The following is a 12,068-nucleotide window of genomic DNA, read 5'->3' as shown; positions in this document are numbered from 1 at the left end:
GGTCTGACGGAAGAGGACCGCAAGCGACTGGCCAACCTCGGCTACCGTTTACGACGGCAACGGCGAAGTGCCCGGCAGTGAAGGCTGCCGGGCACTTCAGTGCCCCTTCGAGTGCCGCTTCAGGAGCTGGGCCGTCAGACCTTTCCGGCGGCGAAGAGGGCCGCCTCGTCGGCGTTGTTGCCGTAACTCAGGTGGGCCAGTGTGTTGTTGCCACCCCTTTCGCAGACCGGGTCGCCCTGCGCGCAGAGATCCATGGTGCGGTTCGCGTATACGCCGGTGACGCTCTTTCCCTGGGCCCTGATCGGATTCCCGAAGAGCAGCACCGCGGCGACCTTCGGTTCGACGTCGTTGGGCAGGGTGGCGACGATCGGGCCACCGACCGTCGCGCCCGCGCTGCTGATGCCGATGGAGTTGTCCACCACGTTCGCGCCCTGCGAATAGCCGACCAGGATGAACTTCTGAGTCGGGCAGGAACTCGCCTGGCTCTTCACGTGGTTGACCAGGTCGGTGTTGCCCTGGGAGTTCGAGGTGAGGCTCAGGTCCGCCGGATAGTTGACCTTGTAGCTCGTGAGGTTCTTTCCGGTGAGGCGCCTCTCCAGCGCGGAGAACACCCGGTCACCCACGATCGTGCCGAGATTTCCGGGTTCGAATGTGCCGCGGGCCGACACCACTTCGACGTCGGAGCAGGCGGCCGATGCACCCGGAGCGGTGAGGGCGACCACGCCACCGCCGCCGGCCAGTAACGCGGCCGCCACCGAGAGGCGTACGGCAGGTCGTCGTCGCCGACCATGGGATGAGGACTGACGCATGGGGGATTCCTCTGTACGTCGTGCACGGCCGGCCGCCCGAAGCGGAGGCGGCCGCGCTGCCATTGGGATTCCCCCAGAACGTAAGTGGCCGTGCGCGTGTGACGTTAGAGAAGGAATTGACAGTGTGCGGCCGCAATTTTCTCCGAAAATGAGTACGGGCACGCGGCAGACCGGCTCGGAGCAGCGGCGGAGCGGGCCGGGCGTCGGTCCGACAGACGACGCCCGGCCGCGCGTCGACGTCAGGGGCCGGCGGACCGCAGTCGCGGGGGTGGCGGCGGCCCGGCCGACGCGTTCACGGCTCCGCCTCCCGGCTGACCGGGCGCGGCCCCCGCCCGGAGAGCGAGTTCGAGCTCGAATCGGCTCTGCGGGTCGCGGAGACGGTCGCCGAACAGCTTCTCCAACTGGCGCATCCGATAGCGCACCGTCTGCGGATGGATGTGCAGTCGCGTCGCGACGTCGGCGACGCTGTTGCCGCTCTGGAGCCATGCGAGCAGCGTCTCGGCCAGCCGTTCGCGCTGCGGTGTCTGAACGTCACCGAGCGGTACGAGCATCCGGCGCGAGAGCCTGAGCAACAGCGGTTCGTCGGCGTACAGGAGCAGCGTCGGAAGATGATCGGAGCACCGCACGACACCCTTCTCCAGGGGCAGCACCCTGCGTCGTACGAGATCCAGGGCCCGGGTCGCCCAGCGCAGCGAGTCCGGGGCCTCGGCGAGCGGGACCGTCGGCCCGATCGCGGTCGGCTTGTCCCTCAGCGCGAGGACCGGCGGACGTCCCGACCAGGCGCCCGACCGGTCCGGATCGGGGACCAGCAGGCGAGCCGGACGGGTGTCGGTGTCGGCCAGCACCCCGGCCGGCAGCAGCAGCCGGTCGTCGTCGTCCTGCGCGGAGTCGTCGAAAACCAGGACGGCGACCCGCCGCGGTATCGACCACCGGGCGGCATGCGCGAGTTCCCGTGTGGCCTCGGGCGAGGCCAACGGATCGGTGAGCAGCAGATCGAGAAGTCGCTTGCGGCGCCTGGTCAGTTCGCCGTCGTTGCGCAGCCGCTCCTCGCTGTAGCCCGCCGAGGCGGCTTCGGCGATCTCGTGCATGTGCAGGATCGCCGCCTCGCCCAGCGCCGCCACCACGTTCGGCTCAAGGTGCAGTTCGTCCGCGAGCATCCCCATCCGCCGCCACGCCACCCGGCCACCGAGTCGCAGAGCGGTCTGCAGGGTGTCCAGACTGCGGCCCTCCACCGCCTCGCCCCGGCCGATCTCCTCGTACGTGTGGGCGACGCGGCCCCAGTCACGGCCGGGCTCGGCGATCCGGTCGATGAACAGGGCGAGGGCGCCCACGACACCGGATCTGAGCGTGCGCATATAGGTGTCGTCGGACGGACGTGAGTACTCCGGTACGCCGTCGCGGACTTCGCGCTCCACCTCCTCGGAGACCTCTTGAAGGGTGTTGCGCATGTGCCCGGTGATTTCTGCCGCGAGGGCACGCGGTACGGCGGCGAAGGGATCCATCCTGGACACTCCTTCCGCTGTTGCGGCTCGGCCGTTGACACCGTTCGGTACGGATACGGACCCGACTTGTCTCGCGAAAAGCGCATCCGGACTGAGGTCTGGCGCTTTTTGCTCGTCCGTGGCTTGCCGACTGCGCGGCGCCGGGGCGGGCCGTCCCGTGGGACCTCCCGTGCGACCGTCACGGACGTGTGATCCGACCTGTCGTGGTGCCCTCCACCGCCTTCACATACGCCTGGGCCACCTCGGAGACAGGCGTGCCGTCAGCCCCGTCCGCGCCCATGCTCTGCAGGGTCTCGCTGATCCAGCCAGGGCTGATGAGGTTGATACGCAGCCCCCGAGGCAGTTCGTCGGCCGCGTTGCGGACGAAGCCTTCCAGGCCGGAGTTGATGAGTGCCCCCAGCGATCCGCCGGCCGGCGGAGCGGCGAAGGTGCCTCCGGTCAACGTGATGGATCCGCCGTCCCGCAGGTGCCGCACCGCTCGCTGGGCCAGTGCCACCTGGCCCAGCAACTTGCCGCGCACTCCGGCGGTGATTTCCTCGTCCGCCGCTGTCTCCAGGTCCATCAGCGGGCCGTTGGCGGCGCAGCACACCACCGCATCAAGGTCCGGCACCTCGGCGAAGAGCGCGTCCAAGGAGGGCGGATCCTCCAGGTCGACCGGAACGGGCCCACCGCGCGAGACCCCGACCACCTGATGGGAGGCCGCCAACGCCCTGGTCACAGCGGTGCCGACCGTTCCCGTCGCCCCGATCACCAGTACCTTCGGGGAGCCGGTCCTGTCCAGGCTCATACGGAATCCGCTCCGGCGGGTTCCCAGAGCTGGATCGGCGTGCCCTCGGGGTCGGTGAGTTCGGCGAACCGGCCGTTGGGGTAGTCCTGCTCATGGACATCGGCCTGGATGCCCGCGCTCCGCAACTGGGCCACCATGGCGTCGAGATCACGCACCCGGAAGTTGATCGCCCACTGCTGTCCGGGCGCGCGGAAGTGTTCCGATCCGCTCGGCAGCGGCGCGAACACGGTCGGCCCGGCCTCCGTCTCCCAGGACCGCTCCTCGTAGGTCTCCGGTGGGCGCCCGACGCCGAGGTGGGTCTCGTACCAGTCGGCCAGCGCCTCGGGGGCGCCGGACCGGAAGAAGACGCCGCCGATGCCCGTCACACGTTCCATGCCGTCATTCTGCACCGTGGGCTCACTCGGGGCCCCTCTGCGGCTCAACTCCTCGCGTCCGGGGTGGGGACCCGTTCGGAGAGCAGGCCCGCGGCCCTGACGGCCGGCCAGAAGTCCGGCGGGACAGGGTGGTTGAAGAACTTCACGGTCTCGGCCACTTCTCCGGGAGCGCGGGCGCCGACCACCACACTCGTGACCGCCGGGTGCCCGAAGGGGAACTGCACCGCCGCCGCCAGCGGCGGCACGTCGAACGCCCGGCACACCTTCCGCAACGCCCGTACCCGATCGGCCAGTTGCGCGGGAACCGTGGCGTACCCGTGCGGCGCGTCCGGACTCGGATCGGCGAGCAGCCCGGACTGGTAGACCCCCGCCACCATGACGGCCGTCGCTCGCTCGGCACACAACGGCAGCAACTCGTCCAGGCCCGTCTGGTCGAGCAGGTTGTAGCGGCCGGCCAGCATGACGCAGTCAGGACCGGGCGGAGCGGCCTCCCGCAGGAACCTGGCGGCAACCGGGGCATGGTTGACGCCGATCGACACCGCCCGGACGGTGCCCTGTTCCCGTAGGTCGGCCAGCGCCCGGTACGCCTCACCCACGGCGGTGGCGAAGTCCTCGTCGGGGTCGTGGATGTGGAGCACGTCGATGCGGTCGAGTCCAAGACGCTCCAGGCTCTCCTCGACGCAGCGCAGCACTCCGGCGTACGAGTAGTCCAGCCGCGGCCCCACACCCGCCGGTGGATCGGCCCAGATCGGCTGGGTGTCGGGGCCGCCGGGTTCGATGAGCCGGCCCACCTTGGTGCAGAGCACGTACGCGTCGCGGGGCCTTCTCGTGAGAGCCGCACCGGTACGGGTCTCCGAGCGCCCGTAGCCGTAGACGGGTGCCGTGTCGTAGAGCCGTACGCCCAGGTGCCAGGCGCGGTCGAGGACGGCGGCTGCCGCCTCCTCCGACACGGGCGCGAAGAGTCCGCCCAGTGAGGCCAGTCCCAGTCCGAGACGACTGACCCGAAGGTCGGTGCGTCCCAGGGGCACGAGGTCGTCAGCTCTCATCACGGTCCTTTCCTCGGGGTCTGAGCGAGTTCGGTTCCGAGGGGGACGGTATCCGCGCGGGATCCGGGCGGATCAGCAAGCGTCCTCGAAGAGAAGATCCGGCGGGAAGCCGCCACCGGCCGCGGGGACCTGCCGGGTACTCCGGTCCGCGTCCAGCAGTCCCAGTTCGGCGGCCCTGAGACCCGCCTCGAAGCGGGTGTTGACGCCCAAGGACCTCAGGATGGCGGCGACATGGCGTCGGTAGGTGCGGACGGACACGTTCATCTGCCGCGCGGCGGTGTCGTCCTTCATCCCGGAGCCGAGCATGCGCAGGACCTGTGACTTGGCCGGGTCCAGCCGCACGGAGAGGTCCGCGTGACGCGGCCGGACGAGTTCCGCGGCCTCGTCCCACAGCGTCTGCTGGAACCGGCAGAGCGCGGTGGTCGCTTCCCGGCGGACGACCAGGACCTGTGGCTGCCGGTCCCGGCCGGGCTTCGTGTCGGCGATGGCCAGTTCCGTGGCCAGCAGGGCCAGACCGGGCAGTGTCCCGGAGGAGACGCGGATCTCCGCCCCCTCGGCCGTGATGCGCGCCAGGCGGGGGCGGACGCCCGGTTCCAGGGACGTGGACTCGGTGAGCAGCAGCCGGAGACCATGACCGCGCCCGAGGACCTCGGTGCGCACGAAGCGCGACAGGTCCGAGTCGGGTCGGGTGACCGTTTCGGTGGCGAAACGGCCGGTCAACCGCACGCTCCGGTGCGAAGGCGGAAGTTCGACCAGCGTCTGCCGCAGTATCTCGCGGACCATGTCCGCATGGCAGGCGGTGATCGGATTCGCGGCACTCCGCGTGCCCACGTTCCTTGTCCGACTTCGGACTTCTAAATGCTCATGAATCTGCTGCACGACGTTTCCCCCGTTTCGACGCCGATTTCGGATTATGGCCCGGCGTCACCGAACTGTCATTTGGTTATTCGTAGTCTGCCGCCTTCCGGATGGAGGTGAGTTCAGTGCGCAGGACCTGCATTGCGAACGTGGTGAAGCTCACGCGCAAGCTCTTCGAGGGGTAAACAGGCGGACGATGTTTGTCGATGAAATTCCAACCATCACTTTGGCGGTCAGTCTTTACTCGAGTTCCGCTGAATCGATTGTGAACCATTGGTCCCGAGGCGTCGCGGGATCCGGGTTGAAGGACGGGTGGTAGCTCTCCGGGGGAGCGAGGTAACTGGCTGGCAGGCCACCGGTGTTGACGACGATCTGGTCCACGGCGATCGCCGCGTCGACCATGAGCAGCCGCAGGACGTGCTCGCCGGGCTCGGTGACGGTCACCGTGCCGGTGAGTTTCTCGATGCCCTCTTCCACGTTGCGGGCCCACGCGTCGCCCCGGTTTCCGGTGGCGACGGCCTGCCCGGACAGTACGGTGACCGGCTGGTCGTCGAGGGCGAAGGCCACCCGGCGCTTGCCGCGCTCATCGAGGGAGGGCAGGCGAAAGACCGTCACCGTGAACGTGCCGGTACTGACGAAGAGCACGCGGTACCGCAACTCCGGTCCCTGCGGGGCGAGGTCGGCGGTGAGGGGAGCCGCGGTCGACGGCACAGTCTGGACGGCGGCCGTGCGTCGGCCGAGCCCTCGCACGGTCTGCCAGCGGGCGCCGTTGCGCGACACCCGCCCGTCGAAGTGCGCCGCGTCGATCGAGACGCAGCCGTGCGCCTCGACGTAACCGCGGGCCCGTCTCCGCGCCCGTTCCCCGTCGTTGAGCACCCGCAGGGGCACCGTCAGAGTCTGCCCGGCGCCCGTGAAGGTGACCGTCGCGTCGTGCGGGCCCTCGGGAACCTGCTCCCAGTCGATCTCCACCCACACCCGCGTCTGATCGGTGAGCGCGCCGCCCGCCGTGCTCGTCCGGACCCAGGGATGGCTCGCCTCCGCGCTCCAGTCCAGCGCCAGGAAACCGGTGTTGAACACGTCGACGAAGCGCCGGTCCCGGGTGTACGAGGAGAAGGAGAGCGCGCGTTCCGCCCCGGTCTCGTTCCCCTCGGCCGCCACCGCGAGCCCCGAGGTGTCCTGCCACGGGACCCTGACAACGGTCGGACGGCCGGGTGCCTTGGGAATCTGTGACGGGTACGGATTGACGATCCCGTCCCATTTCCCGCCCGCCACCTCGGTGTTGTACCGCTTGGTGATCGCCACCTCCTCGGCGTGGGCGGCGTCGGACAGGTCCGCGAAACGGTTGGCCCCGGCGCCCCGCCCCTGCCGGATGGCGAGCGCGTTGCGGTCCGCCCAGTCGAACTTCAGGTTCATCAAGTAGGCGCCGTGCACCGGGTATTGGACCAGCTCGTAGAAGGCGTCCTGATAGGCCGCGGGCAGTTTGGCGCCGAGCGCCCTGGTGCGCTCCAGCAGGTCCCGGTACGCGGCCATCCGACGGCCCGCCTCGTCGCCGTGCTGCACGAGGGAGAAGGTGCCCCGGTCGATGAACTCCGGACGCCGCTGCGCCGCCAGGCGGTAGTACTCGGTACGGATGGCGGCGATCTCCGTGCCGTAGCGGCGCCCGAACTGGCGCCCGGCCCACTCGACCAGGAAGTCCTCGACGTTGTCGGCGTCCCACCGGTCCACGTCCCAGGCCATGTCCATGCAGAAGGACAGACCGGTCTCGATGGACTTGATGTCACCCACGTTGATGATCCACATCCGGTCGACCTGGTGGTCGTAGGCCCGGCGCAGCTCCTGCCAGATCTTGCTCAACTGGGTGGTGTCCAGCCAGAGATAGCTCTTGGGGCGGCCCCAGTAGGAGATGTGGTAATAGATCCCGTTGCCGCCCGCGCGCCGCCGTTCCGCCGCGTCCGGCAGCTGGCGCATGTTGCCGTGGTTGTCGTCCGGCCAGATCAGGGTGACGTCGTCGGGGACCTGGACGCCGTTGTTGTAGAGGTCCAGGACCTCCTTGTACGGGATGAAGATCTGCGGCTCGGCCGCGGTACCGACCTCCTCGGAGAGGATTCGGCGCTGGTCCGAGATGATCTGGTTCATCACCACGACCTTCTCCGGAATCGTGGTCGCGTGGCGCGTCTCCAGCGCGCTGTCGTGCAGGCCGCGCATGCCGAGCGTCCAACTGCTCTCGTACGCGGCGTTCTGTCTCGCCCGGGCTCTCCAGTAGTCGGAGATGGTGTCCGGGTTCACCGTGTAGTCGTACTCCGGCAGGCTCCCGTCGGCGTTCCGGTGTTCCGCCGCCCACGGCGCCCACTCGTGCACGCCGTTGCGCAGCAGGGCCTCCGGGTGGCTGGAGCCGACCACGATGCCGTACGTGTCGGCCAGTTGGGCGTTCTCCGGATGCTTGTTGAAGAAGTCGGAGTACGGATGCATGGCGGGCCACAGGTAGTTGGCCTTCAGGCGGAGCAGCAGCTCGAAGACCTTCTTGTACGTCTCGGGGCCGATGTTCTTGTCGGTCTCCTGCGTGCGGTGGGACCAAGTCGTCAGGTTCTGCTCGTCGTTGACAAAGATGCCCCGGTAACGGACGGACGGTTCCTGCCGCTTGAACGGACCGTCCGGAACCATCACCGTGTCCTGGTGTGCCACGGGCACGTCGGCCCACCAGAACCAGGGCGAGACGCCGATCCGTTCCGAGGTGTCGTAGATGCCGTAGACCGTGCCGCGCCGGTCGCTCCCCGCGATCACCAGGGCGCGGCGCACCCCGGGCATCGGACGGTCCACGACCTGGGTCACCGACGCCTCCCAGCGGCCCGCCACGCCGGAGGTGTCCAGGCGGCCCCTGGCGATGAGCCGGTCGATCACCGGACTCGCGCCGATGGTGCCCACCAGGACCACGTACGCGGACTTCTCGGGCACGGTGTGCACCAGCCGCGGCCGCACCCCGCTGACCCGTTCCACGTCGGCCTGTAGGTCGCCGGCCGCGCGGACGACGGCCGGGTCGTCCGCCGAGTCCACGAACAGATCCACCGCGGCACCGTCCCGTACCAGCGGGAAGGCGGCCCTGCCGGATTCCGCGGCATGGGCGGCCGTGGGAAGCACGGCCGGGAGGAGAGGGGCCGCGCCGGCGGCCGCCATGCCTCGCAGGAACGACTTCCGGGTCCACCGGTTCGACTCGTTGTGCGGCTCGGTGTGCGGCACGGGACATCACCTTTCCGCGCCGAATCCCGTGGCGGCTCCTCGTGCGGCACACCGGCGGGACTGGTCGCGTGACTCGCTGGGACGGAGGAGCAAGGGGGCTCTGCGGACAATGGCATGTACCGTGCAGAAAGCGCTTACTGAGTCACTCTAAGCGAGCGTGGGTGGGGCGTCCAGGGTCGTGCGCCTGGCGATCGGAACGCCTGTTTTGCGCCTTTGGTCAGGCCTTTTGCTCGGCGGCCGCCTCGGTCATGGCGTCGAGCCGGCGCCGCCAGAAGTCCGCCCTGTTCCACGCGGTGAAGCGCCGGTGTGTGGTGGAGTGCGAGATCCCGAACCGCGTGCGGATCGTCGAGCACGGCGACCGGGACACCGTCTACGCTCGCCCCTCGCCCCTCGCCCCTCGCCCCCGTACACGCCGGGCGCTGCCGTTCGCCGTACCCGATCCGGATCCGCGCCGACGCGGGGCCATCGGCCGCATCGTGCCGCAGGGTGACCCTCCCAGCCCGACCCGCCGGTTGCGCCTTCCACATGTGTTGATGGAAGAGTCAGGAGCGGTGTGCCGGACACCGGCCGGTGCTGTCCGTGCCGCCGACCGACGGCCGACGTCAGGTTTCCTGCCACTTCCCCGGGACCTGACCGAAAGGTCTGAAGCGGGATCTGACAGCGTGACCTGACGATGAGATCCATCGGCGTGACCTGACGGCGAGATCTCACGGTGAGACCTGACGGAACGGAACAGCGCACATGCCGCAGCAGGAGATCTTCCGGGTGGACGGCCCCGGGGCGATCCGTGATCTTGCGCGGGCCCGTCCCCGGGCGACCCTGATCAGTCACACCGCACACCGCGGACCGGTCGTCTCCCACCTGCCCGTTCTGGTGGACGACGCAGAACAGGGCGCCGCTCCCACGCTGCTCGGCCACCTCGCCCGGACCGACGCGGCGGCGCACGAACTCGGCTCCCACGGGGTCGTCGTCGTACCCCAGGGCCCGCACGGTTACCTCTCGCCTGTCTGGCACGAGGCCACACCGCACGTCCCGACCTGGAACTTCCCCGTCCCGCACGTCCACGGCCGCCGCGAAGTCCTCGACCCGGCGGACACCTACGACGTGCTGTGCGCCACTGTCGACCACTTCGAGGACCCCTGCCCCGAGCCGTGGCGGTCGGCCCGGGTCGACACCTGCGCGCACCGGATCGCCGCCGCCGTCACCGGATTCCGGCTGCCCGCCACGCGCGTGACGGTCAAGGCCGAGCTGAGCCAGGACGAGCGCGAGGACACCGTCATCCGGCTCACCAAGGTCCTCGAATCCGACCACCCGTATGCCCATCCCGACCTAGCCCGCGCCATGCGCGACATCCGGAGGAAGCCGTGAGCACCGTGACCACCGCGATGACGACCACCACGACGGCCGCCCTCGCCACCGCCCCGCCGACCACCCTGCGCCGGGTCCACCTCGGCGCGGGCGGGCCACTGAGCGACGTCCGGATCGAGAACGGCCTCGTCACGGCCGTCCACCCGCCGGGCGAGGCACCCCGCGCCGACGGACAGAGCCTCGACCTCGACGGCCGTACCCTGCTGCCGGGCCTGTGGGACTCGCACGTACACATGGTCCAGTGGGCCGGAATGCGCCGCAGGCTGGACGTATCCGGAGCCGGTTCGGCGCGGGCCGCGGCGCAGGCGGCGGGCGAACGGGCCGCCGCCCTGCCGACCGGCGAAGCGATGATCGGCTTCGGCTTCCGCGACGGACTGTGGCCGGACGCGCCGCACAAGGACCTGCTGGACGCCGTGGTCCCGGACCGCCCAGCGTTGCTGATCGGCATGGACCTGCACTCCGCCTGGCTCAACTCGGCCGGACTCGCGCTGGTGGAACGCGGCGACCACCCCACCGGCCTGCTGCGCGAGCAGGAGTGCATCGAGGCCATGGTCAAACTGCCCTCCGCGCCGGCGGAGTTGACGGACCAATGGGTGCGGGACGCCTGCACCGCCGCGGCCGCGCGGGGGATCACCGGCATCGTCGACTTCGAGTACGCCGACAACATCGCGGACTGGACCCGCCGGATGGCCGGCGGGACCGTGCCTCTGCGGGTGGCGGCCGCCATCTGGCCCGCGCACCTGGAGGCGGCGATCAGCGGCGGGTTGCGGACCGGCCGGATACTGGACACTCCCGGAGGGCTGCTGGAGGTCGGACCGTTCAAGCTGCTCACCGACGGCTCGCTCAACACCCGCACCGCGCTGTGCCACGAGGCGTATCCGGGCTCGGTCCCGGGCGACCCCGGCTCCCACGGACTGGAGGAGCTGACTCCTCGGCAACTGGTCTCCCTGCTGCGCCGGGCCTCCTCCCACGGACTGGTCCCCGCCGTCCACGCGATCGGGGACCGCGCCAACGAGATGGCCCTCGACGCCTTCGAGGCGGTGCGCTGCCACGGCCGGATCGAGCACGGCCAGCTGCTCGCCCCCAAGGACATCCCGCGCTTCGCCGAGCTGGGCGTCACCGTCGGGATCCAGCCCACCCACGCCGTGGAGGACCGGGATGTCGCCGACCGTCACTGGGCGGGACGGACCCACCGGGCCTACGCCTTCGCCGACCTGCTCGCCGCCGGAGCCGTCCTGGAACTGGGCTCCGACGCCCCCGTGGCGCCGCTCGACCCCTGGCTGACCATCGCCTCCGCCGTGACCCGGACCGGCGACGAGCGCCCGGCCTGGCATCCGGAGCAGCGGATACCGGTGGCGGCCGCTCTCGCCGGATCCGCCCAGGGTCGCCGGCTGATCCGGGTCGGCGACCGGGCGGACCTGGTGGTGACCGACACCGACCCGCTCACCGCGGACGCCCGGAGCCTGCGCGACATGCCGGTGTACGCTACCATGCTCGCCGGCGCCTGGACCCACGGCCTGTCGGTCTGACCCGGGTGTGGGTGTACGGATCAAGTTGGCGCGAACATTGATCCTGCGGGCGGGAATGAATCCGGCAGCGGCTCGGTTGTAGCAGGTGGTCGTAGTTTTATGTGTGTGTTTGTGTCAGTCGCATGCTCGCAGAGAACGATGTTGCGGGCGCGAAGCTTGTCTTCCAGGGAACTGGAGCAGCCGCGTCGTTAACCGGCCGGGGATCTCGCACGGTGCGAGTCCTCACCCAGCCCCTGTAAGGAGCAGCAATGACTCAGGGCACCGTCAAGTGGTTCAACGCCGAGAAGGGCTTCGGCTTCATCGCCCAGGCCGACGGCGGACCGGACGTCTTCGTGCACTACTCGGAGATCGACAGCTCGGGCTTCCGCAGCCTGGAGGAGAACCAGCACGTCGAGTTCGAGGTCGTGCAGGGCCCCAAGGGCCCGCAGGCTTCGCGCGTCCGCGCGCTGTGATCACGGCGGCAGGCGCGTCCTGCCGCGGTTGATCTCCCGTTGATCTCATGAGGAGGGGCGGCCCCCCCCAGTGGCGGGCCAACATGCGTAGTGGGGGTGGGTGCGGTCC

Annotated in this window: 11 protein-coding genes; 3 read left to right on the top strand and 8 right to left on the bottom strand. The window is 69.8% G+C overall.

Annotated elements, in window-relative coordinates; genetic code table 11:
- Positions 1 to 134: 134 nt before the first annotated feature.
- The 8 genes from AB0I18_RS20175 to AB0I18_RS20140 form a co-directional block, all read right to left on the bottom strand.
- The gene (locus tag AB0I18_RS20175) at positions 135 to 809 is read right to left on the bottom strand and encodes a cutinase family protein (protein ID WP_363106889.1); all 675 of its coding nucleotides are present in this window, start codon (positions 807 to 809) and stop codon (positions 135 to 137) included.
- 239 nt (positions 810 to 1,048) lie between these two features.
- Positions 1,049 to 2,311, bottom strand: a complete 1,263-nt coding sequence (locus AB0I18_RS20170) for a helix-turn-helix domain-containing protein (RefSeq protein ID WP_363106888.1) — start codon at positions 2,309 to 2,311, stop codon at positions 1,049 to 1,051.
- A 178-nt stretch (positions 2,312 to 2,489) separates the two neighbouring features.
- Positions 2,490 to 3,098: a short chain dehydrogenase gene (locus AB0I18_RS20165; RefSeq protein ID WP_363106887.1), complete on the bottom strand. Its 609-nt coding sequence runs from the start codon at positions 3,096 to 3,098 to the stop codon at positions 2,490 to 2,492.
- Positions 3,095 to 3,472, bottom strand: coding sequence for a VOC family protein (locus tag AB0I18_RS20160; RefSeq protein WP_363106886.1), 378 nt, complete (start codon positions 3,470 to 3,472; stop codon positions 3,095 to 3,097). Before AB0I18_RS20160 ends, AB0I18_RS20165 begins: the two co-directional genes overlap by 4 nt.
- A 44-nt stretch (positions 3,473 to 3,516) precedes the next feature.
- Positions 3,517 to 4,518, bottom strand: a complete 1,002-nt coding sequence (locus AB0I18_RS20155) for an aldo/keto reductase (RefSeq protein ID WP_363106885.1) — start codon at positions 4,516 to 4,518, stop codon at positions 3,517 to 3,519.
- A gap of 72 nt (positions 4,519 to 4,590) precedes the next feature.
- Entirely contained in the window at positions 4,591 to 5,301 is a 711-nt protein-coding gene (locus AB0I18_RS20150) for a LuxR C-terminal-related transcriptional regulator (protein ID WP_363106884.1), read from the bottom strand.
- 315 nt (positions 5,302 to 5,616) lie between these two features.
- Entirely contained in the window at positions 5,617 to 8,547 is a 2,931-nt protein-coding gene (locus AB0I18_RS20145) for a glycosyl hydrolase 115 family protein (protein WP_363106961.1), read from the bottom strand.
- Positions 8,548 to 8,827: 280 nt separating this feature from the next.
- Positions 8,828 to 8,977 carry a hypothetical protein gene (locus AB0I18_RS20140; RefSeq protein ID WP_363106883.1) on the bottom strand — a complete coding sequence of 50 codons (150 nt, stop codon included), beginning with the start codon at positions 8,975 to 8,977 and terminating at the stop codon, positions 8,828 to 8,830.
- A 374-nt stretch (positions 8,978 to 9,351) separates the two neighbouring features.
- On the opposite strand from AB0I18_RS20140, the gene AB0I18_RS20135 reads away from it, so the two are divergent.
- The 3 genes from AB0I18_RS20135 (at position 9,352) to AB0I18_RS20125 (ending at position 11,959) form a co-directional block, all read left to right on the top strand.
- Positions 9,352 to 9,978, top strand: coding sequence for an FMN-binding negative transcriptional regulator (locus tag AB0I18_RS20135; RefSeq protein WP_363106882.1), 627 nt, complete (start codon positions 9,352 to 9,354; stop codon positions 9,976 to 9,978).
- A gap of 17 nt (positions 9,979 to 9,995) precedes the next feature.
- Positions 9,996 to 11,507 (top strand): amidohydrolase, encoded by a 1,512-nt coding sequence (locus AB0I18_RS20130; protein WP_363106960.1) that lies wholly within the window; start codon positions 9,996 to 9,998, stop codon positions 11,505 to 11,507.
- Between the two features lie 248 nt (positions 11,508 to 11,755).
- Complete coding sequence (locus tag AB0I18_RS20125; protein ID WP_363106881.1) at positions 11,756 to 11,959, top strand: cold-shock protein; 204 nt, start codon at positions 11,756 to 11,758, stop codon at positions 11,957 to 11,959.
- Positions 11,960 to 12,068 lie beyond the last annotated feature (109 nt).

The sequence above is a fragment of the Streptomyces sp. NPDC050704 genome (assembly GCF_040654355.1).
In the GTDB taxonomy this organism is placed as follows: Bacteria; Actinomycetota; Actinomycetes; order Streptomycetales; family Streptomycetaceae; genus Streptomyces.
This window is presented reverse-complemented; position numbering and strand designations above follow the sequence as displayed.

Coding starts and splice junctions, on each gene's coding strand:
- AB0I18_RS20155 (WP_363106885.1), bottom strand. CDS start 4,518: ATGAGAGCTGACGACCTCGTGCCCCTGGGACGCACCGACCTTCGGGTC.
- AB0I18_RS20135 (WP_363106882.1), top strand. CDS start 9,352: ATGCCGCAGCAGGAGATCTTCCGGGTGGACGGCCCCGGGGCGATCCGT.
- AB0I18_RS20130 (WP_363106960.1), top strand. CDS start 9,996: ATGACGACCACCACGACGGCCGCCCTCGCCACCGCCCCGCCGACCACC.
- AB0I18_RS20170 (WP_363106888.1), bottom strand. CDS start 2,311: ATGGATCCCTTCGCCGCCGTACCGCGTGCCCTCGCGGCAGAAATCACC.
- AB0I18_RS20145 (WP_363106961.1), bottom strand. CDS start 8,547: ATGGCGGCCGCCGGCGCGGCCCCTCTCCTCCCGGCCGTGCTTCCCACG.
- AB0I18_RS20165 (WP_363106887.1), bottom strand. CDS start 3,098: ATGAGCCTGGACAGGACCGGCTCCCCGAAGGTACTGGTGATCGGGGCG.
- AB0I18_RS20175 (WP_363106889.1), bottom strand. CDS start 809: ATGCGTCAGTCCTCATCCCATGGTCGGCGACGACGACCTGCCGTACGC.
- AB0I18_RS20125 (WP_363106881.1), top strand. CDS start 11,756: ATGACTCAGGGCACCGTCAAGTGGTTCAACGCCGAGAAGGGCTTCGGC.
- AB0I18_RS20150 (WP_363106884.1), bottom strand. CDS start 5,301: ATGGTCCGCGAGATACTGCGGCAGACGCTGGTCGAACTTCCGCCTTCG.
- AB0I18_RS20160 (WP_363106886.1), bottom strand. CDS start 3,472: ATGGAACGTGTGACGGGCATCGGCGGCGTCTTCTTCCGGTCCGGCGCC.